The 22,326-nt window shown below is 46.6% G+C and carries 13 protein-coding genes (1 of these 13 only partly in view); 5 read left to right on the top strand and 8 right to left on the bottom strand.

Annotated elements, in window-relative coordinates; genetic code table 11:
- The 5 genes from H5715_RS19840 to H5715_RS19820 form a co-directional block, all read left to right on the top strand.
- On the top strand, positions 1-215 hold the 3' portion of the coding sequence (locus H5715_RS19840; RefSeq protein ID WP_075186621.1) for a UDP-glucose--hexose-1-phosphate uridylyltransferase. 850 nt of this gene lie to the left of the window's left edge; only the last 215 of its 1,065 coding nucleotides appear in the window; its start codon lies off the left edge, out of view; the stop codon is at positions 213-215.
- Positions 216-263: 48 nt separating this feature from the next.
- On the top strand, positions 264-1,430 hold the full coding sequence (gene galK, locus H5715_RS19835; protein ID WP_075186620.1) for a galactokinase: 1,167 nt from the start codon (positions 264-266) through the stop codon (positions 1,428-1,430).
- 262 nt (positions 1,431-1,692) lie between these two features.
- Positions 1,693-2,283 carry an RNA polymerase sigma factor gene (locus H5715_RS19830; RefSeq protein ID WP_075186619.1) on the top strand — a complete coding sequence of 197 codons (591 nt, stop codon included), beginning with the start codon at positions 1,693-1,695 and terminating at the stop codon, positions 2,281-2,283.
- Entirely contained in the window at positions 2,237-3,337 is a 1,101-nt protein-coding gene (locus H5715_RS19825) for a FecR family protein (RefSeq protein ID WP_083608115.1), read from the top strand. Before H5715_RS19830 ends, H5715_RS19825 begins: the two co-directional genes overlap by 47 nt.
- A 106-nt stretch (positions 3,338-3,443) precedes the next feature.
- The gene (locus H5715_RS19820; protein WP_075186617.1) at positions 3,444-6,422 is read left to right on the top strand and encodes a TonB-dependent receptor; all 2,979 of its coding nucleotides are present in this window, start codon (positions 3,444-3,446) and stop codon (positions 6,420-6,422) included.
- A 550-nt stretch (positions 6,423-6,972) separates the two neighbouring features.
- Here H5715_RS19820 and H5715_RS19815 read toward each other — a convergent pair.
- From H5715_RS19815 to H5715_RS19780, 8 genes are all read right to left on the bottom strand, one after another.
- A complete protein-coding gene (locus H5715_RS19815; RefSeq protein ID WP_075186616.1) occupies positions 6,973-8,178 on the bottom strand; it encodes a DUF4861 family protein in 1,206 nt (401 codons plus the stop codon).
- Positions 8,175-10,649 (bottom strand): BNR-4 repeat-containing protein, encoded by a 2,475-nt coding sequence (locus H5715_RS19810; RefSeq protein WP_175574293.1) that lies wholly within the window; start codon positions 10,647-10,649, stop codon positions 8,175-8,177. Before H5715_RS19810 ends, H5715_RS19815 begins: the two co-directional genes overlap by 4 nt.
- A gap of 84 nt (positions 10,650-10,733) precedes the next feature.
- Positions 10,734-11,576 carry a 5-dehydro-4-deoxy-D-glucuronate isomerase gene (gene kduI, locus H5715_RS19805; RefSeq protein WP_075186614.1) on the bottom strand — a complete coding sequence of 281 codons (843 nt, stop codon included), beginning with the start codon at positions 11,574-11,576 and terminating at the stop codon, positions 10,734-10,736.
- A gap of 45 nt (positions 11,577-11,621) precedes the next feature.
- The gene (locus H5715_RS19800; protein ID WP_075186613.1) at positions 11,622-12,389 is read right to left on the bottom strand and encodes an SDR family oxidoreductase; all 768 of its coding nucleotides are present in this window, start codon (positions 12,387-12,389) and stop codon (positions 11,622-11,624) included.
- 48 nt (positions 12,390-12,437) lie between these two features.
- Positions 12,438-13,673 carry a DUF2264 domain-containing protein gene (locus H5715_RS19795; RefSeq protein ID WP_075186612.1) on the bottom strand — a complete coding sequence of 412 codons (1,236 nt, stop codon included), beginning with the start codon at positions 13,671-13,673 and terminating at the stop codon, positions 12,438-12,440.
- A gap of 186 nt (positions 13,674-13,859) precedes the next feature.
- Positions 13,860-16,670 carry a TonB-dependent receptor gene (locus tag H5715_RS19790; protein ID WP_075186611.1) on the bottom strand — a complete coding sequence of 937 codons (2,811 nt, stop codon included), beginning with the start codon at positions 16,668-16,670 and terminating at the stop codon, positions 13,860-13,862.
- A gap of 96 nt (positions 16,671-16,766) precedes the next feature.
- Positions 16,767-18,866, bottom strand: coding sequence for a cadherin repeat domain-containing protein (locus tag H5715_RS19785; RefSeq protein WP_075186610.1), 2,100 nt, complete (start codon positions 18,864-18,866; stop codon positions 16,767-16,769).
- 293 nt (positions 18,867-19,159) lie between these two features.
- A complete protein-coding gene (locus tag H5715_RS19780; protein WP_075186609.1) occupies positions 19,160-22,315 on the bottom strand; it encodes a glycoside hydrolase family 2 TIM barrel-domain containing protein in 3,156 nt (1,051 codons plus the stop codon).
- Positions 22,316-22,326: the final 11 nt, after the last annotated feature.

Below are 22,326 nucleotides of genomic sequence, written 5' to 3'. Positions count from 1 at the left end.
ACTCAATGGGCTGGCATGGCCAAGCGTTTACGGATGAAAGCCAGCAGCACTGGCAGCTGCACGCACATTTCTACCCCCCACTCTTACGCAGTGCATCAGTCAAAAAACATATGGTCGGCTACGAAATGATGGCAGAACCTCAGCGAGACATAACACCAGAGCAAGCCGCCGAGCGCCTTCGTAGTTGCAGTACCGTGCACTATTCAGAGCAGTAGTCTTACTGCACAACGAATCGAAACTACTCAGTTAAGAGACCTATAGACATGAACCACCCCCTAGAACGTGCCCAGCAGGCCTTCTCAAAAACCTTTAACCGGGACGCCGATAGGCTTTTCCACGCTCCCGGTCGCGTAAACCTTATAGGTGAACACACCGACTACAACAACGGTTTTGTTTTACCAACAGCCATCGACCGCGGTACATACATGGCCGTAGGCCTGCGCGACGATAGCCAAATTAACGTCACAGCACTGGACATTAACGGTGAAACCAGCTGCTGGGACGCTAACGCTACGATCGAACACGACCAAAAACACAGCTGGGCCAACTATTTACGTGGTGTATTTATTCAATTCGTAGAATCTTCTCATCCGAACATTAAAGGAATGGATGTTGTTGTAGCGGGCAATATTCCTCAAGGTGCGGGCCTGAGTTCCTCCGCCTCCTTTTCCGTAGTTTTTGCCACGGCAATCAGTGAAATCAACAATTTGTTTTACACTCCCGCCAAGATAGCGTTACTTTGCCAAGCTGCTGAAAACCAGTTTGTGGGTTGCAATTGCGGTATTATGGATCAACTTATATCGGCCGCAGGACAAATAAACCACGCTTTGTTGATTGATTGCCAGAACCTCGCGATAGAGCCCATATCAGTACCCGACTCCCTCGCAGTGATGATTATCGACAGCAAAGTGACTCGCGGCTTGGTTGACAGTGAATACAACGATAGACGCAAACAATGCGAACTCGCTGCTAAACAGCTGAATATTTCTAGCCTCCGCGAAGCCAGCCTATCCGTACTGCAGGCCAATCGGGACAGCGTTGACCCTATCGCGTTTAAGCGCGCGCACCACGTCATTACAGAGAACGAACGAACTCTCGCGATGACTGAAGCCCTGAAAAATAATGATGTTACGAGCTTGTCCCGTTTAATGGCAGAATCACACGTATCAATGCGCGATGACTTTGAAATTACCGTACCGCTTATCGACTACCTTGTTGAACTTGTATCCAGTGTCATCGGACGTAACGGCGGCGTACGTATGACCGGCGGCGGGTTTGGTGGATGCATTGTATGTCTGCTACCAGAAAACTTGATCGCTCCCGTCACACAAGCCATTCACAATAATTACCCTCGTGAACACGGCCTAACCGCCGAAATTCATATCTGTAAAGCCTCCAATGGAGCCGGTGAAATAACCCCAACCGTCTAACACAAGAAAGCCCAGAAAAAAGGTGGCGGTATATTATACCCCCACCTTCATTATTCCTCCCTCTGGCCAAGCCTTGCCTTTAATCCCCCTCCCTCGAATACATCACAAAAAAATTCCACTACGTGTAGGGGATATCGTGAACTAACCTGTCTTTATACTCTGGGTTCCCTGCATCGACGTATGCAGAGGCTCCGGTAGAGCATGACGCTGAATAACGCGCATGCGCGTAACAACAAGGTTCCGATAAACGGCTATTAATAATATGCAGAAAAATAACGATAGAGCCTCCAAAACTAACTACGAAGGGTTGTTCACAGAACTCCGTACCTCGCTGGTGCGATTTGCATCTAAGTACTTTAAACGTACGGAAGATGCAGAGGATATTGTTCAAGAAGCTTTTCTAAAAGTAATGGAAGCAGATAAAAAGACCGATATCAGCTCGCCCAAAAGCTACCTCTATCGCACGACTAAAAATTTAGCGCTAAACGAAATAAGCAAAAAAGCTAACAAGCTGACAGATACGGTAGGGGATTATCTTCCTGAAAGCATCTCTATAGTAGGTCCTTCACTGGAGGATGAGCTTGAATCAAAAAAGAAACTCGAATTTTTCTGTCAAGCATTAGACCATCTCCCAGAGAAATGTCGTACAGCCTTTGTACTTAGACGAGTATACGGGTACCCCCACAAACGTATAGCCGAGGAAATGGGGATCAGCACTCGAACAGTGGAAATACATATTACCCGCGCCATTGTACGCTGCACAGACTTCATGGACGAGATGGAATCAGAAACTACGGATCACCCAAATGAAACACGCACTGTATCTAGTAAAGGAGGAAGGACTCGTGGATAAGGCCAACTCCGACACCAATATCAACGATATCAAACATCAGGCTGCCGAATGGCTGGTTAGAATGGACGAAGCTCCCCTTTCGCCCGCCGAAACGAACGAATTTCACCAATGGATAAAACAGAGCCCCTACCACAGCAGCTATTTTTTAAAAGTAGTCAAACAGTGGGACAACATGGCCATACTAGAGGATCTTGCAAGGATTTTTCCACGGGCGAACACTCAAACCAACCCCCATCAAGTCCAAAAATCGAGGCGCCGCTGGTTGGGACTACCCAAACTTTATGCCTACTCACTTACCGGAGGTTTTGCCGCAGCTGCCTTTTCTATTGTTCTCGCACTGTTTATTAATATTGAACTCGATAACACGCAACACTTTGAAACGCGGCCAGGCGAAAGGGCCACCTACACACTGACTGACGGCAGCGTACTGATGCTCAATACCGATACCCAACTCGATGTAGACTATAGAGAAGAAAGGCGCACAATCTCCCTGATTAAAGGTGAAGCGAATTTCGAAGTTGCCAAAAACAAGCAGTACCCTTTTGTAGTGAAAGCCGCAAATAGCTTCGTTTGGGCCGTGGGCACCGCTTTTAATGTGCGATACTTAAACAGCCAAGTCGATGTTGCTGTCAGCGAAGGAACGGTAAAAGTCTTTGCCAATGCGGCCCCCCACCAACAAAAATTTGACACCGTAATTACAGACGACAATCAGGCAATACTCACACAGGGATACAGCGTTCGTATAAACCGCACGCTGCAAGAGCCTGAAGCTCTCAACCAGACAGAACTGGAACAAAAGCTTGCCTGGCTCGACGGCGCTTTAATCTTTAATGGTATTGAGCTCGGTGTTGCAATTGAAGAAATATCTCGCTATACCTCCAGCAACATTGTCGTTAAAGACAGCAATGTCGCAAAAATTAGAATTGGTGGTCACTTTAAAACAGATAATATTGATTCCCTACTGCAAACACTGAGTAAAAGTTTTTCCATCAAAGTTACCAAACTGGGTAACGGTGACATACTTCTTTCCAAAGGATCGCCTTACGACACATAGCGATACGAGTAGATACAAAAAAAACGTGCATCCATTACGCTCACAGAAGGAGCAAACGTGTATCCTCTCTATAAAAGATAACACTCAATCCCCCCCGCTGTTTCATATGCCAGCCAGTATTGCCCGGCTGTTAAAGGTTGCCGCCATCATAATGGGGGCAACCTTTTCCAATGCCCTTTTCGCTCAATTGGAACCTCAGATTTACGAACTAAATATTGCAGCGCAACGTACAGATAAAGCATTAATCCAGCTTGGCCAAGCAACACAAACATCTGTTATTTTCGATTTTGATATTGTAAGCCGCCACCAAAGCCCCGCATTAAAAGGCCTCTATTCACTAGAAGCTGCCGCGGAAGTACTGGTTCAAAATACCCCCTTAAGCTTCGAAAAAAATGACGGCTATATTGTTGTTAAAGCCACAAACCCCACTCTAGGTACCAACGAGTTCGCAAGACTTCCCCACACACCAAATAAAGACAATGTCGAAGAAGAAATAATTACTATTGGTTACTTCAACAGTGTCCAGCGTTCCCTCCGGGCCAAACGCCAAGCTGGCTCCATTATCGATATTGTGGTCAGCGAAGACCTGGGTAAATACCCGGACCAGAATGTGGCTGAAGCGTTACAGCGTGTTACGGGTATCTCGATTGACAGAAATGGAGGGGAAGGCCAGTTGGTCACCGTGCGGGGGTTCGGCCCGGAATTTAATACAGTACTTTATAATGGCCGTGTGCTGGCAACTGAAAACGAAGGCCGCGAATTCAGTTTCGATGTCCTTGCTTCGGAGCTTATCAGTGGTGCTCGTGCGTACAAATCCTATAACGCCACACTACCCAGTGGAGGCATTGGCTCGACCATCGACCTCGTTTCAACAAAGCCGCTCGATTTTGAAGGGATTCGCAGCGGATTCTTTATCAAATCCACATTTGACTCATTAGCCGATACGCTCTCCCCTCACTACTCGGGGCTGGTCAGCTATTCGAATGACCAATTTGGTACACTTATATCCCTCAATCACGAGCAGCGGGATTACCTGTTTCACAGCGCCGTAACAGAGGGCTGGCTGATTCGAGACCTAAGTTACGTAGCAGACAAGAATGGTACGGGTAATTACAGTATGGCGAGAATCCCCCGCAATCTGGATTTTCGAATCGACACGGGCACTCGAACCCGAACTAGCGGCACCATCTCGACACAACTGCGTCCAAACAACAACCTACTGTTTACCGCCGATGCCCTGTATGCCGAGTTCAATGTAAAATCAAACATTACTTCCTCTGCCAACTGGACACATGACTACGGCGAAACAATCGCCTCCGCGACCCTCGACGATAACAACACTTTGCTCAGCTACAGCTATAAAGAGAACCTTGCACTGGCTGGTGATTTTGTTCAACTAACACGGAACCGTCCCACGCAAACCATGCTATTGGGAATGAACACACTCTGGCATGTGAACACTTGGTTAACGACGAACATCGACTTATCCTACTCCAGCGCAAGAAATGATAACGGCGGAAACGACGAGTTTGTAGTTGCCGGTGTTCCGAACGCGAACCCGAGCTACGCCTACCATCAAGGCGAAAACTACCCCAGTATTGTTCACAGCAGACAGAGCAGTGTGGGAGACCTTCGCAGCCATGCTATTTATTTCGAAGGCGATGATTCACGAGATACGGTAAAACAGTTAAAAATAGACTTTATTCAATCCAGTAATCTCGAATTAATTGATGAATTTGAGTACGGTATTTTTACCTCAACCCGAACCAAACAGAAATCCAACTTTAAATCCCCTTCTGGTGGCGAATTTTCGGGGTATCAATTTGATCTCCCCGACAATCTTTTCAGCACACTGGATGCCTCAGACTTTCTGGAAGGCAACGCACCCGTTACTTGGTTTACTTTCGATACCACCGAATATGTCAACTATTTGTGGTCCGACTCACATATTCAAACCGCAATCAAAGACACCGCCCACCCCCTAGCGGACACGATTGACGAAGCCAAAGCCTACGGGGGCAGCACCGCTCTCTACAAACCGGTAGACTCCTGGAAAATTAAAGAAAGACCACTAGAAGCCTATGTACAACTGAACCTGTCGAATGAATTTAGGGGAATGCCATGGACTGCCAATATCGGCCTTCGCCACAGCCAAACGCATATTACTGCAAGTGGGTTTCAACAGGATGCTATTGATATTGTTCATGACGAAACCGACCCCACCAACCTCAATCTCATTATCTCTGATCCGATACCCGTTATCGCGAAAAACCGATATGACCACCTACTTCCAGCACTCAATGTAAAGCTCAACTTAACGGAAGACAAAATCCTGCGACTGGCACTATCTAGAACGATTACTCGACCAAGCTTAAATCGTTTGAGACCAACATTGGGCGACTACAACCTGCGCGTGGGAGCAACTCAGGCCAGCCGTGGAAACCCAAAATTGAGTGCTTACGAAGCACTCAATGCCGACTTGTCGTGGTCCTGGTATTACGGAAAAAAACATCATGTTGGAATCAATTTATTTTACAAAGATGTCGACAATTTTATTTCGGAAACAACACAAGTCGAATCCCTACTGAATCACGAAGAAGGCAACTTTGTTGTTTCCATTCCCCAAAATGCTGAGAGTGCAGCCCTGGCGGGGTTGGAATTGTCCCTGTTACACACGTTTAACAATGGCTTTGGCCTGCAGGCCAACTATACCTCCGTCGAAGGGATCGGCGAAAAATCTACTGGCGAAGACCAACTCGACTTCACCCTGGAGGGTATGTCCGATACCTACAATATCATCGCATTCTACGAGCGAGGCCACTTCCACTCTCGGCTAGCCTACAACTTTCGTGATGATTTCCTGCGCGCAGCCATTAGCACTCAAAGCCAGCCAGAAACCGTTGAAGCATTCGGACAACTGGATGTCAGCGCCGCCTGGCAATTCCACCCCAACCTCGAATTAGTCTTTGAGGGGATTAATATCACTCACTCCAAGCTGCGTACCTATTCAGTCTTCAGAGAACGGTTGTTGGAATACGAAGATACAGGCATTCGCTATTCAGTGGGTATTCGAGGTCGATTTTAGACTGCTGTGTGCAACATCAAGTAATACCGAAAAATCAAAACCATATTTCGGCAACCCACTTTCCCGAACCAAGATTAAAATTCACGGCACATTTCTATATATGAAGGCGATGCCCATCCGATAATGCGTAGCCCCGCAAAAACAGAAAAACCGAGACAAAAAAATGCCGGTAGTTTGGACAATTAACAGTCCTAGTACCGGCAAAGGAGAGTATTCTAAAAAGCAAACTCCAGCTAAATTACTATAAACTTTACCAGCAAACCGCCAATCCTGATTAACTACTCCACCACCGTCGCGCCACCAGCATCAACCCACGGTTTACATTCACGACGTAGTAAAGGCCGACAATATTCGTTCCTCAGGTTCGATTACAACGCTACCTATACAGCAATGCTTTCGCGCACAGCAACGACATCTCATTTGTTCAAACACTCACATAACAATAGTAAGACAGAATTGGCATTAAGAACCCTTAACGTACAATTGTTAATGTGACGAAAGTCACTGAATTTGACGTTTGCTGGCGAACACGAAAATCGTTGGGCAATTATTATTTGAACGAAAAAACCAGAGGGGCCACGCGCTTGTTCACCTCTGCGGCGACAATGGAATCCCAACCTTCGGCAGAGTCAATATACGGGGATTTCAGCCAGGCAAAGCCTACCGAGTAACTGAAGGTTGCAGAGGGCCGAATTAACACAACGATATGATTGTCATCTTCCATTCTGGCCTCTCGTTTAAACATATCAGTAACATCCTGCGGGTTAAAAATCAGCCCGGTACCCAACCAAGAATCATCCATCGGCTCCCAATACCGCGCCCACCCGGCCCTGGTGTTCATAGCGGTACGCCCTTCGGCCTTGTGCAAAGCCAGCCCGACAGCATATTGGCTTTCGGGCACAGCGGCCGCTGTCCACGACACCTTAATAGTGGAGAAATGGCTGTGCAAATCCAATGATATTCGCTTTGTCTCTCGAATGCCGTATGCACTCCAAGGTGCATAGTACAATTCAAAAGTGGAGCGTATAGGGCCATTGGCAATGACTTTCCAATCGGTGAAATTTCTGGATGTGGAAAATTTCCCGTTTTGCCAAAGCCCGGTTCCGCCCAACCCTCGGCTTTTACCAACATGGTAGGGATCGTAACCTTCGCCGTGATCAGTATGGTAATAGCCAGGCGTTGTCAGATTCCGCTGATACCAACTGTCGAGGATGGGATAACTAACACGCTTCAGCCAGACGTCAATACCACTGGAAATACTGCCACCGTCGATACCGCTTTCGGCCATTTTTTGGAGTTTCGGGCCAAACGCGCGGAAAGCCACACGATTATTCTCCCATGCGTAATCGTCGAATCGCTCTGGTACAAAGCGGGATATGGCCACCGCATTCGAGCGCGGCTTTTTTTCTTCGCTATCTAAGCGAAATTCCAGGGTAAATCGGCGTACCTCATAAGCCTTTAGCGACACTTGAAAAAGCAACTCATCAAGTTTGCCATCCAAATCGTTATCGATAAATTGCGTTAACTGGTATCGGTTCGACTCGTCTTTTACCAATAGCTGCTCTAATGGCTGATTGCCGATTTCAGCTCGGAGAGTGGTCACAGGTATGGCAATTGTTTCAGACGCCCGTGTTAGAGCCGACGGGTTTTTTATCTCGATAGTCGTCGCACAAGCCGTCTGTACGTAAGAGGCGAAAAAAACCAAAACCAATGACACCGCATAGCGACTGAGAAGTCCCGCCTTTGCAGTACTCATTGGCCCAGCTCGGCAACTTCACTGGCGGCCAACAGAAAGGCACCAACGGCAAAAGGCTCCGTATTGGCAGGATCAAAACCGTGAGGGGCAGCGCCTATAGGCTGAACGTGCTCAAGCTTTCCGTCGTCGGTAACGCAATTGACCAACGCATTCCAGCCTTTAACAACCGCAGGAAAATACCTTTGCTTATCCAAAAGACCGTGATTGATCCCCCAGGCGAGAGCAAATACGGCAAAAGAGCTACCGCTGCTTTCTTTGGCTGTATGCGTATTGGGATCGAGCAACCCCGGTCGCCAGAGGCCATCGGATTGCTGGGCATTGGCAAATGCCGCAGCCATCTGCTTAAACTGAACAGTATAGCCCTCGTAGACTTCGCGGTTTTGGGGGTAATTCTCGAGCACCCTCGCTAGCCCCGCAATCGACCAGCCGGTTCCCCTTGACCAATGAAGAGTTTTTCCATTGGGCTCACGCACATCCAAATAGGATTCATCGCGAAAATAGAGTCCAATCTCCGGCCGATAGAGCCGCTCGGTAGTAGCCGCCCACTCTTCATCCATAAATTTCAGATATTCATCGTTTCCCGTTACCCTATACATCAACAGCCAACTGTTTGGGCCCATAAAAAGGGAATCGCTCCACGTCCAGCGATGGCGGCTATCGGGATTGCCCCAATCCATACTCGAGGGGGAAGGCTGTTCCAAGATCTGATCGAATCGCTGCTTTGAAGCCGTGAGCATTTTCGCCTCACGACGCCTCAGATACAGAGTCAAGTAGGGCTGAACAATGGCGTGATCGTCTGCATCGTAAAGGCTGCGGTGCGGCGCCCAACCATAGGTATCGCCATAGTCGACTACACGCTGTTCGAGATCGCTATTCGATAACAGCGGTGCAATGGCAAGATTCCCCATCAAAAAAGGCGCTTGCGCCCAACCGCGCGGATGATAATGGTGGCCCTCAAACACCATATGCCGCCACTGCCAATCGGCGGCTTTTTCGGCCACTTGAAGGACATCCCGTTTAATCAGTGGCTTCGTTAAATTCTCTGCGATTCCTTCACCCTGAACTGGCGAAAGCTCCTGATGACGCTCCCAGTTCGGGCTCCAGATCAGCAACTTAATGGCATTGGCCGCGGCCTGTGAATGCTTTACATCATTGCCGTCCAGCTGATCCACTTTTTGCAATAGCAGGTGTACCTGCTGCAGACGTCGCCATAATTCAGGATCAACACTTGGCTCCCATGCTCCAGTATTTTCATCCATCAGCCGCTTGTAGCGCCAAACGGGGGTATCGAGGCTGTCTACAGTTGCAGCAATAATATTTCCATCGGAAAAATCATCGCGAAAGATCAGATGAAATCGCCCTTTAGGCTCAACCAACAACGCCGCGCGAGACAGCGGAGGACGTTTAGTTCCGGTACCACTGAGAGAGAAGTTATGAGCAGGCGCCAACGCCGTGATTACCTGCCACCCGGATGACGCTTGCCGATGGTAGAGTACATGGTAACGAGGCTTTCCCCCTGGAGAGTCCGCCCAATAACTAGCGATGAACGGATTACTATTGCCGTCTGCAGCAATCACCGGTGGATTCATCAGTTTATGGTTTTGTGGAACCGGCCACGCAAGTTCGGCAATCCTTCTGGTAATGGGGAGTTTATACTCGCTGCCATCGATACGAGTCCAAGTTTTACCCTCATCGCGAGACTGTGCGTAAGCAATGTCGTGATTGCTCGCAACGTCGGGTGTTTCCCGCCATATCCAGGCGAGGTGCAACACGCCGTTGCTGTCTAGGCTCATATCCCAATAAGCACTGCGCTCGCCTTCACCATCAATCAGGCTACTGTGTAATCGCTGCCATCTTTTCTGCCCAGTGTTATATCGGTTCAGCACCAGAGTTCCCCGACCCGAGCCACCGTCACGGTAAGCAAACAGCAGGTCTCCGCTTTTCAGCCGATAAAACTGCGGGTATGTCACACTGTGCTCTTGAACCATCTGCGGCTTAATCCGATCGTCCGCCAACATTACCGCCTTTTCCAGCACGAGACTACCCGGCTGAATTGAGCGCGCATATTTTAAAACCGTATTGTGATGATCCCACGCTAGATGGAGATAACCTTCGCCATCAATGATCAGGCTTAGGTGATTGTGGGCATCGCTAACATTGCCGGTATAGGAGGTAACACGCTTTTCCCAGTGATCGTCTCCCAACCGTCTTTTTGCCACAACAACCTTGCCGTCCGCATTATAAAAAGCAGCATACTGGTAAATACTGTCGGTAAATAACGTTTGCCTTGTGCCCGCCAATACATTTACAGAACTCGCAGAAAATGCATTATCGTCAATCAAGATAGTACGCGCAGTAAGCGCAGATGTTACATTCACCGATGCACTGGCGATCGCCGTGGAACCAAACAGGCAGACAACCAATGCCAGCGACATACCTTTTACTCGAGAAATATCGAATGCTATAAACACTGGCGACTCACTTTTTATTCTGTGACAGAGCATCAAACTCCGACATTGTTTACTTCGAAAAAAATCAAAAAATTTATAAACGAACTATTTCAATTCGTGAGGCTGAAAAAAATCCATATCGCTATAATCCAGGTTCTCGCCCGCCATCCCCCAAATAAAACTGTAATGCTGCGTCCCAGAACCTGAGTGAATTGACCATGGAGGTGAGACAACCGCCTGTTCATTCTGAACCCAAATATGCCTAGTTTCGTGGGGTTCTCCCATAAAGTGACAAACCGACTGCCCGCCCGAAACTTCAAAATAAAAATACACTTCATTACGCCGGTCATGTTGATGCGCAGGCATGGTGTTCCAAACACTACCGGGCTTAAGCTCAGTAATCCCCATTTGCAACTGACACGTTTCAACCACCCCATTAATTATGAGTTGGTTGACCGTACGCTCATTGGAGGTCTCCAAACTGCCTAGCGCCAACACATTTGCATCACGCTTAGCGACAAATTTATTAGGACATTTTTTATGTGCGGGTGCTGAATTCAGATAAAAACGCGCAGGGTTTTGATCACTCTTACTTTCAAAGCTCACCTGCTGCGTTCCGCTCCCGAGGTAGAGTGCGTCTTTGTAGTCAAGTTCATAGCTTACCCCGTCGGCGACCACTCGGCCTACGCCACCAACATTAATAATGCCCAATTCGCGTCGGCAGAGAAACGATTCGGCTTTTAATGCATCTAGCGTTTCAAGCGATAATATTTTGGAGACGGGCACGATGCCACCCACCATAAATCGTTCATAGTGGGTATACAGCCACACGACTTTATCAACCTGCATCAGGTTTTCGGAGAGAAAAGCCTGCCTTAACTGTTGGGTATCGAAGGCCATTGCTTCGTTGGGGCCTACGGCATAACGATTTTCACATTCTGTGGTCATGGTTTTATCTCAACAATGTCGTTCAAGATTAGTTTTTAATCGTCTTTAGCGAGCCAGCCAGCCGCCATCAACAGCCAGAATATGGCCATTCACATAATCACTAGCATGCGAAGCCAGAAAAATAGCCGCGCCCTGCAAATCACTTGGCTCTCCCCAACGACCCGCTGGAATACGTTTTTCAATTTCGGAGTTGCGCGTTCTATCGTCCTGTAAGGCTTGCGTGTTATCGGTTCGAAAGTACCCTGGCGCAATAGCGTTAACCTGAATATTATGTTCCCCCCATTCATTCGCGAGAGCTTTGGTCAAGCCCGCTATCGCATGTTTACTGGCGGTGTAAGCAGGTACGGTAATACCGCCGGTATAGGACAACATTGAAGCAATGTTAATAATTTTCCCCTGCTGCCGTTTAATCATTTCCGGGGCAACGGCCTGAGCGAGTAAAAAACTTGCATCGAGATTCACCCTAAGAACGTTTTGCCATTCGTGATAGGGGTATTCAACGGCGGGACTACGGAAAATAGTTCCACCAACATTAACCAGTATGTCGATTCGATGATCGGCGGCAAATACACTCTTAATCATTGAACGCACGTCGCCGTCACTATTTAAATTGGCGCAAAAGCTAAATCCTTTACCTCCGCACGCCTGAATAATATCCAACGTTCGATCACATCCACCATCGCGACTACTGCTACAAATCACCTCTGCACCCGCCATTGCTAAACCTTCCGCAATTTTTTGACCAAGACCTCGACTGGCCCCAGTAACAAGCGCCGTTTTTCCTACCAGGCTAAACAATTCAGGAATAATCATTTTTAGTTTTTTCCTACCGGAATATTCGAAATAAAGGTAAACACACAATTAGAAACTAATCGCGTCATCTCTGGGAAATAAGTTACCAGACCACGCCTTTTTCGACGTCCAGTCTTCTGCTACTGCCTGCCAAAAAAAATGTTTTTCAGGTAAGCCTAAAGGGAGAAATACCAGGGACGTCATGTAGAGACTGCCGTTATTGGTATACCAATCGGCAAGATCCGGTTGATGACCAACAAAGCCAAGCCGTAAAAACCCATTTTGATCTGTATTATCTGAGCGAGAAAACATACGCTTCATCACAGCGGTAAGCGCAGCACGAATCTGGCCTTCAGATAACACTTGCGGAAGTTGATCCTTCAGAGCCAATAAAGATAAGGGCTGAAATGCCGCCATACGGTAGGTGATCGAGCGACCGAAAACGGGGTAGGAACCTTCGGGAGAGATGAGTCTCTCCAGAAATATCGCGTAGCGTTTCATACGATTTTGAGCCATCGTTAATGTCGCTTCGTCAACGATGATTTTATTTTCGACCAACACCTGTAGAACCTCAACAAACATGGGCTGAATAACATAACTATTGTAATAGTCCAGGGCGAATTGCTCTCCATCCGCATAAAGACCATCCCCTACGTACCACTCCTCCACTTTCCGAATCGCCATATGGATTCGAAATGCGTCATAATCTTCATCGATGGACAGCAGGAAGGCTTCAATCATGGCAGAAAACATCAGCCAGTTTGTGTAGGGTGGATCTACCCGACGCAAGCTTTTGAAGCGCTCAATGTAACGCTGCTTGGTCAACGCATCCAAAGGATCCCATAACGCTTCGGGTGCTCGTAAAAAACTATTGGCTATATAAGCCGCATCAACTAATACCTGGCCTTCTTTATCCCAAAGAAAATAGTCGTTGCTTTCCGGATCCACCGCATGAACATAACTTTGCAACGCCCACTGTCTCAACCGCTTACGCTTTCGCCCCTCATTCGTTTTATCATCGGGCAGGGCCAGCCATGGCGCAAGGCCCGCCATAAGGCGGCCGAACGCTTCCATATAGACCACATCCTTACGACGTCCGTCCCAGGTAGGGCTCAATTCCACAGGCATGCGCTTGACCAGAGCATTTTCAGCCATGTTTTTTAATACCGGTTCCGATAGCTGATACGCCAAATTCACCCAATACTGCCTGTCGCTCATTGCGGCTTTATTTTCATCAGCGTGAGCATTACTCACTAAAATCAGCAGCAGGCAAGAACCAACTATATTTTTTATTACCATTTTCATCAATTTATAATTTTTTTAAGCGCGAAACGCCCGCCACCCAATTTAACTTCTACCACATAGAATTTAATTCACACAACACAGTAAATATTCAGCTTTTCTAAATAAATTGGGCGCTGCTCGAAAACGAATAGCGCCCAATTGAAGGATGAATAACAGGCCTATTAAAAAGCGCAGCTATCCGTTAATTTAAAACTTAGCTCTAACACCTATGGCTAGTCGAGTGCCGGTATAAGTATAATCCTGGAGACGGTTTTCAATTCTCACATAACTACGGTTCGCTTCACCGGTGACGTTAATTCCCTCACCAAACACCGTAACAATTTCGTTAATTGCATAACTAAAGCTCATGTCCCACTGACCATATTCACCCACGTAAACAGGTTCCATTTCACCATTTGATACGGTTGACAAAAACTTATCGCGCCAATTATAGGATGCTCGGAATTGAACCGGACCGTACTCGTAGCTGGCGATAAAGTTCGCGGTGTCGGACAAACCTTCAATACCAAAAACTCCAGACCCTTCTTCTTGTCGATAATCTGAATCACTATCGACAAAGGTGTAGTTAAACTGCACACCCAGACCGCTTAGCAAGCCAGGAAGAGATTCGAACAAATAGTGGGTCGCTATTTCAAGCCCTTGAATGCTAGCCTCTTCAACATTAAACGGTCGAGTTTCAACAAAATCTTCCCCTGCAATCACGGTTTGAAGTGAGGCAGTGGTAATGAAGTCTGCGATACTCTTATCCATATAAGCAACGCCGAAGTAGGCAGAATCGTTCATATAGTAGTTAACCGCTAAATCGAAGTTGGTCGACTTGTAAGGCTTCAGATAGGGGTTGCCACCGGAAATAGAGAAAGCACCTGGTCGAGTATTAATGCCTGCATCGACACCAACTCGTCCCAATTCGGGCCGCGTTATTGTTTGCGAAGCGGCGAACCGAACATCAACATCATTCAGCAGATCTAACTTGAAGTTGAACGACGGCAAGACATTCACATAATCGTTGGAAACCGTCATTGGCTTGGCTACATCTTTGGTTACAATACTAATCGTTGGGTCATCTGGATTAGGTTCAATACTAAGAATTTCCTCACCCCATCCCGAAGAAACCTGGTTGGTTTCTACCGCACGAATACCAAAATTACCGCTCCAAGATTTATCTGCAATTTCGCCTTCCAGATCGATAGCAACATAGAGACCCATTTTTTCTTCCGAAACGCCTGGGCTATTAGATAGCTCAACATTCGGCGTGTAATCCAAAGCAGCTATCGGATCACCATTTTCATCCACCCGCTGATTATAGAACTCACCATTTTTAACAAAATCAGCTGATTCATAGTAGTCGCGTAGCGCTTGGTTATCCGTTGTCAGCCAGGCCAGAGGAAAATTACCTGTCGCATTTGGAAGAAAGTTATCTACCGTCACAAGAGTACCGATACTATCGGGAATATCATCATTGAATCCCGTGGAAGTGCCGTTGTTGGCCATATCCGAACTTCGTAAACGTGTACGTTGAAATTCCCTATCACTAAAAAATGTTCCTGCCTTTACCGCAGAGACAACGCTCCACTCCAGAGGCATATTCCAATCCAAGGTTACAGCGTTAATGGTGTCTTCGTTATCATCGCCTTCCACTACCATAAAGTGATTGCCAAGTAACGCAGCGTCGGTAAGCTCTGGAGGGTTAGATGTGAATTCATCGGTATAGGAATCAGTGTCCGGATCAAAAGTAGGAAAGGTAAGTGATGGAACCGTATCCCCGGGGCGTATTTCAAATATGGATGAACTCTCTGTGGTATTTCTAAAACCGGATACAGCGTAGCTCTGAGTCCCCCCCGCATCGTTCTTCGCTTTAGCGTGGGAAACATCCAGTGTTAAGGCCGAGTCATTGTCAAACACTTTCTCCACGTTGAAACCAGACATATAGGTGGTCGTAGGGCGGTTACTGGTTGAATGGACAAATTCCGTCGGCGCGGCATGCCCCTGCCAAAAAACCACGGTACCGTCTTCATCAACCTTAACACTACCCGGCCCAGCAGTATTGTTGTTGGTTGTTGCCCACCAGTGTGCTACCTGATTTTTATCAGACTGAATTTCATATTCTGAATACAGCAAATCTGCTGTCAAAGTAAGGCTTTCATCCGGCGCCCACTGTGCAACAACAAGCCCGCTAGTGCGCTCTCTTTCGGAAAGCTCGACTCGATAACCTATACCCTTCGGCGCCCAAGCTTGCAATTCGCTCGCTCCATTCCCATCCAGGTCAAAACTATTCTGCACCCAACCACCACTGGTTGACGCCTCATCAAATCGCGCATCACGTTTCTGGTACGCAATGGACGTTACCACACCAAAAGTTCTATCATCATTGGTGTAATTTACTAAACCTGAAAACTGGGGAGTAATTTCTTCTGTTAGCTCTTCGTGCATACCTTTAATCGAAGCCGCGCCACTGAGCCCCGGAGTGAGATTAAGAGGTTTAAATGTGCTTACGTTAATGACTGCACCAATACCACCGTCAGAAAGACCCGCCTGCGAAGTCTTATAGACTTCTGCGCCCGAAATCATTTCCGACGCCAATACGTCAAAGCTAAATGAGCGAGCCCCATCCGGATTCGGTAACACGCGGTTATTCAAAGTCACAATGTTAAACTCGGGCCCCAAGCCACGAACACTGACTTTGTTGCCCTCCCCGCCGGATCGATCAATCGCAACGCCCGTTACACGCTGTAACGATTCAGCAACGTTTGCATCCGGAAACTTACCTAAATCTTCTGCCTCAATCGCATCGACAATAGAATCCGAAGACCGCTTTATCTCAATGCCCTTTTTTAAACTGCTTACATAGCCTGTTACAAATACTTCTTCAAGAGTTGCGTATTCATCTGCGTCATCTGGATTAGCTTCTTGTGCCAAAACATTGGAAATACTCAGCGACAACAAAGACGCGCAAAATAGAGACGTTTTATCAATATTTTTTGAATTTTTCAATTTCATTTTAAAATCCTTCCCAAAAAGCAGAGCAAAAATCTGCCTCTTATAATTATTCGTTAGGAGGTCTATCGACCGAATCAATTGCTAAGCTATAAGTGTTTACAAACAATCGCCTGAAGCATTAGGAATGACGTTCACTCGGTTAATCAGGTAGTCAAAACTCACGTCGTAAAACCCTGGCTGATCAATGAGTTTCAAATCTGAAGTATCTCCAACGACATCGGCTTTCACCCCGACCAGAGGAGCGGTTTGTTCTCCTCCATTAACAAAGCCGGCGTCTAATCCATCCCATCCCAACTGGCCCAAAAACTTCATGTCCACCGCACTCCCAAACTCCAGACATTCGAGGCCAAATACGTAGTCGCCCCGCTCCTGAAAATCACGAGACATAGGGATGGCATTTTCTACCGACCAATCCAGATCCGGATAATCGACATACCCCTTACCGACAATAAACATTTCACTGCGTGTAGGATTGGCTTCCAAATCTATAGCGGTGATGGAGTACGCCAATGATTCAGGATTAAATCTAAGAACGTAGTATCCGGGCGCAGGCGCAGGAATACCTGCACTTGATCCAGAATTTATCATTTCAATTAAGCTGATGGACCGATCCACCAGTCCGAAATTGCCAGCGTCCCAACTTTGTTCGCTAACAAATTTGAAATCGCCATAGGGCTTTTCAAGCTCTTCGGGGTTTTCCTCGGCGGTAAAGCGAAGTGAAAGTTCGAACCAACCATTGTCTACCTGATCCAATTCTGCCGCTTGACCAACATCCCATGAACCAAGAGAGCCTGCTCCCACCAAATACATACGCCCCTTGAACAAGGTGGCTCGATTCGCGGCGTAATCAAAAATTAATGTATATAATCCCGCTGCGCCGCTGTAAGCGAGGTTTGGTGTACCGCTACCGGAAATCGTTTCACCCCAGAAAAAGTCCGCGCCGGTTTCGTTGTAAACAGCGGCATTGACAAAGCCGATATCCATGCCGTCCCAGCTACGCTCATTGATGATTTTCAATTCAACTTCATCTGAAAACTCCAACCCTTCGATACCAAAAACTTGCTCACCCATTCCACGAAAGTTTTTGATGAGAGGAATGGCTTTACTAGTATCCCAATTCATATCGGGTTCCTGGGGAAAACCAACACCAATCACAAACATTTCATTCTGAGGGTCTAAAGCAGAAAGATCGGATGTCGTAATCGTGTAGACCAGCGAGGTAATATTGAATCGAATATCGTAGTAACCTGCCTCGCTAACGACGATGGGAAAAGTGTCGTCCGAGTAGGTAATCGTTGTACTATTTTCTGACTCTACACCCCAGTTATCTGCATTCAAAAACTGATTTTGGTCAAAGAATTTGAAACCACCAGCGTCTTGAAAATGAACAGTCATCTCATACCAATCGTCTCCGACCGGCGTCATTTGCGGTGCAGTCGACAAGCTCCAAGCATCTACCTGGAAGTCACCAACGATCCATGACTTTGCCGCAGGTGCAGCCACTTGCTCATCAGTTTCGCCCCATATTTCTATCCACGAAATTTGCGGATCGGCCTCTGGGTCTGAATTGGCTATGTTACGTTTGATCCCAAGATTGAGAACGCCGTCAGAAACTTCGACGCTATCAAAACGTTTGAATTCATCATCAACGGGAATGTAGTAATCTTCTTCCAGCACTACATCCTCTGCGGTGAGGCTTACATGGCGAAGACCTTCGCTGTCCCACGGGTCGTTAAAGCCGAACACCACCGTATAGCTTCCATTTTCGAGTTCAAAGGAATATTCAATACCTTCGCCTGCAATGTCACGCTCATCTCCACGTATGCTGCCATAAAGATTGCCATCCGAATAATACTGAGCAGTATCGGATGTGTACCCCCACTTAAAACCAGTTACCGCATCGGTGCCATACGCTTGATCTTCAGTACTACTACGCGTACCAAACGTTTCCAGTGCTTCGAGTTTATCGGGTGTTCCATCCCCGGAATCCACGTAATAAATCACCTTGAAACCGTCGGGTGCACGAGGTGGTTCAACGTATTCATTTGACGAATTTTCGGATATCAGCGTTTCTGGATTATAGTCAAAAGCGACATCGTCTGCCCCAGAACCACCACAACCGCCGAGCAAAGAAACTGCTAAAGCCGACACTAAGGTCGCCCAGTTTCTGCTTAGACCCTTTATATTTATTTTCATTTTTCTCTCACAATTTTAAACGTATTTATGAATCAGTTTTTCTGTGAAAAACAGCCGCGTTTAGCGCTCTTCCAAATCCAGCAAGAGCCCACACTATTTACTTAGACCCCTTTCGTCCAAGCATCCCCTAATAGATTTCCATTTTTTTGTAAAAGAATATTGGGAAGGCGGAAAAGCTTGTGTTTCGAAATAATACGAAGAGAGATATAAGACGGGACGCAGGAAAACACTCCGGTCTTTAGTAACAGGATGTCACTAAAGACCGGCCCTAATGATTAAAGTAAAGCGTAATATCAGTCGCGAACGTAAGGTTTAAATGCGTATTGGTAGCGATAATCTAACCAGGGTACTGTATATTTAAATAGCGGTGGAGAGCCCCAGGAATCCGTACCACCCACGCCCCTATGGCGGTGATCAATTTTCACGTAAATACCTTTACCTTTTTTCAGCTCGTGGGGATGAATATTTCGTTTTTTCCACTGATCTTTAGACTGGTCGTAATCATCCTGAGAGTAGTATTCTGCTCCAAAGCTTAAATGTGGCTTTCCTAAAAATTGAATTCCCTTGCCATCATCGCCATAAAAGGCTACATGGCGTACATCGGTTCGCAGACCATTCTCCTGAGGCCGAACGTAGGGAACATACAAATCATTGACCGATGTTGTATATAGACCGATATCCGCAGAAGCTTTTCGATCCCAATAGTTTTCGTGGGGGCCACGGCCGTAATAATCGATACTGTTGAAATTTTTATCCAGCTCGAAAATTACGCCAAAGCGCGGAAATTCCGGCTGTTTTTGATGAGGAGCGGCATAAAACCATACATCAACATTCACTTCACCTGAAGCATAGATGGTATGCGTCATAAAGTAGCGGCTTTCAATTGACGATATAAAATGTTCAGTAGAAATTTTCACTTCGTCTTTCCCAGGCTTTTCAACTGAAAACGAAATTAACGCCATCTCTTTACCGACATTCTGCCACTTAGACAGACTGGTGTGGTAAGACTCGATATCAAAATCATTATCAACTGGCGCACGCCAGAAATTCGGTCTCGGCTGAGACAGCAACAGCTCTCTTCCTGCATAGTTAATCGAGTTTAATTTCCCCAACTGCTTATCGAAACCATAGCGAAATCCTTTTCCCGATACGGTAACACCCGACTTTTTGTTTACAACAGATAAATGAGAACGTCCAACTTCACGCTCAGACATTAGCTTAAAAGGAAACGCCAGCTGTCCGGACGCAATAGAGTGACCTTTAGCCGAAAACAACGTTTCACGGGTATCGATCACAGTTAAGTTTAGAAAGTATTCTTTACTTTCATCAAAGTCATGATTGTAATTTAGCTGAATTATTTCGGCGTTTTGCGCAGCGGCACCTAACGGTATATCACGGCCTCGCGCAACGATTACGCCATCCGCCTGTAAATCCCAAGACAACACGTAACGCCTTAGATCACTAAAATAGTACTTATTTTGAATATTTATTTTTCCGCGCGAGATATTCTCCGCACTAAACCCTATATTCTGATGCACACGTTTGGCTTCATATAGATAGGGATAAGGCTTCCTATTTGCGTCAACTAATCCATTTGCGCAAAAACTATCATCATGCTGAGTTCCTGCGGGTTCCATATCCCCACCATAGGCCCAGAACGTTGTACCATCAGCTGTTGTTTTTTCGAAGGTTTGATCCACCCAATCCCAAATGAAACCGCCTTGCAATGCGCTATATTTCTCGAAGGTATCCCAGTATTCTTTGAAGTTTCCTAAAGAATTCCCCATCGCATGCTCATACTCAATTAATATGACAGGTCGATCATCATGTTGGGATTCAGCGTAGTGCGTAATTGAATCAATAGTTGCGTACATTTGGCCGTAGGCGTCTGTATGACGGCGTAGCTGCGCCTGCTCTGATATAACCGGACTTGACTCCTGTGCTTTCAACCAATCAAAAGACGCTTCCAGGTTGGGGCCATCCCCAGATTCATTACCCAATGACCGCATGACCACTGAAGCGCTATTTTTGCTGCGCTCGTACATATTTTTGATGCGATCAAGGTAGGCAGCCTTCCACTCAGGTTTATTAACTGGATGAACACTTGGATTGTATGGCCCTTGGTTCGCCGCACCAATGCCATGGCTTTCAATATTTGCTTCATCCATAACATATAGGCCATAGCTGTCAGCCAAATCATACAGATACGGGTCGTTCGGATAGTGGGACAGACGTACTGCATTAAAATTGTATTGTTTTAGCATCTGAATATCACGCACCATTGATTCTCGCGATATTACGTGCCCCGTGCGTGGATCGTGCTCGTGACGATTGACGCCTTTAAAAAGAACAGCTTTACCATTAATTAGAATATTGCCATTTTTTAGCTCCGTGGATCGGAAGCCTATATTGCGCTGAATATATTCGACCGTTTTCCCCGCACCATCGTTCAGCGTAAGCTCCAGCCGATAAAGATTCGGTATTTCCGCACTCCAGGCATTAACAGCGTTAATCACATTCCTAAACGCCAGCGTCTTCTCTTGATATGCTCCGATTTTCCCTGCCGATAGACGCTGAAATATTACCGCCTTGTTTTCGTTATCAATCACCCTTACATCAACTGTATAGCTACTAACGCTCTCCTTTGTGTGATTTTCAAGATCTATATCGAACTCCAGAACACCATCACGATAGCTATCTTGCAACGAGGTGTAGGCATGAAAATCACGCATACGAACTTTTGGCGCCGTATAGAGATACACATCTCGCTCTATTCCGCTCATACGCCACATATCCTGACACTCAAAATAGGAACCATCTGAATATCGGTAGACCTCCAGTGCAACCAAGTTTTCCCCCGGCTTTAAATAGCTCGTTAGATTGAATTCTGCCTGTGTTTTGGAGTCCTGAGAATAACCTACCATTTTTCCATTAACATAAAGATAAAACGCGGATTTTACTGCCCCGAAATGAATAAAAGTTTCCTTTTCGAGCCAGCTTTCGTCCAAAGTAAATGTTTTTCGATAAGTTCCTACAGGGTTGTAGCTAAGTGGCATTTGTGGGGGCACGGCATCGGGAATAAAACAAGCATGGCTACGATAAAAAGGTATGCCATAGCCATTAATTTCCCAGTTGGCTGGAACAGGAAAATCAACCCAACGGCTATCATCAAAGTCGGGATTTTCGAAACCTACAGGTTTTTTTTCTGGAACGTCAACCCAATGGAACTTCCAGTCACCGTTCAGGAGTTGATGGCTATCAGACTCCCAAACTGAAGATAGCTCTGCAGATTCTCTATCTGGAAAAGTATAAAAAAAACTGCGCGAAGGCTCTTTATTAATACGAAAGACTTCGGGATTCGCCCAGTCCACCGGCGCCGCCCAACTCGACTCAATACTGAGCAGGGTCCCTCCAGACCAAAATAGTACTAACAACATCATTTTATTCATATCAATACCCC

The organism is Teredinibacter haidensis (assembly GCF_014211975.1).
GTDB classification, from domain to species: Bacteria; Pseudomonadota; Gammaproteobacteria; order Pseudomonadales; family Cellvibrionaceae; genus Teredinibacter; species Teredinibacter haidensis.
The sequence above is the reverse complement of the archived record's forward strand: the minus strand, read 5'-3'. Positions and strand labels throughout refer to the sequence as shown.

What these genes read in the sequence shown, in the direction of transcription:
- H5715_RS19815 (WP_075186616.1), bottom strand. Translation starts at nt 8,178, where the DNA reads ATGAGTACTGCAAAGGCGGGACTTCTCAGTCGCTATGCGGTGTCATTG.
- H5715_RS19830 (WP_075186619.1), top strand. Translation starts at nt 1,693, where the DNA reads ATGCAGAAAAATAACGATAGAGCCTCCAAAACTAACTACGAAGGGTTG.
- kduI (WP_075186614.1), bottom strand. Translation starts at nt 11,576, where the DNA reads ATGACCACAGAATGTGAAAATCGTTATGCCGTAGGCCCCAACGAAGCA.
- H5715_RS19790 (WP_075186611.1), bottom strand. Translation starts at nt 16,670, where the DNA reads ATGAAATTGAAAAATTCAAAAAATATTGATAAAACGTCTCTATTTTGC.
- galK (WP_075186620.1), top strand. Translation starts at nt 264, where the DNA reads ATGAACCACCCCCTAGAACGTGCCCAGCAGGCCTTCTCAAAAACCTTT.
- H5715_RS19795 (WP_075186612.1), bottom strand. Translation starts at nt 13,673, where the DNA reads ATGAAAATGGTAATAAAAAATATAGTTGGTTCTTGCCTGCTGCTGATT.
- H5715_RS19820 (WP_075186617.1), top strand. Translation starts at nt 3,444, where the DNA reads ATGCCAGCCAGTATTGCCCGGCTGTTAAAGGTTGCCGCCATCATAATG.
- H5715_RS19780 (WP_075186609.1), bottom strand. Translation starts at nt 22,315, where the DNA reads ATGAATAAAATGATGTTGTTAGTACTATTTTGGTCTGGAGGGACCCTG.
- H5715_RS19785 (WP_075186610.1), bottom strand. Translation starts at nt 18,866, where the DNA reads ATGAAAATAAATATAAAGGGTCTAAGCAGAAACTGGGCGACCTTAGTG.
- H5715_RS19800 (WP_075186613.1), bottom strand. Translation starts at nt 12,389, where the DNA reads ATGATTATTCCTGAATTGTTTAGCCTGGTAGGAAAAACGGCGCTTGTT.
- H5715_RS19825 (WP_083608115.1), top strand. Translation starts at nt 2,237, where the DNA reads ATGAAACACGCACTGTATCTAGTAAAGGAGGAAGGACTCGTGGATAAG.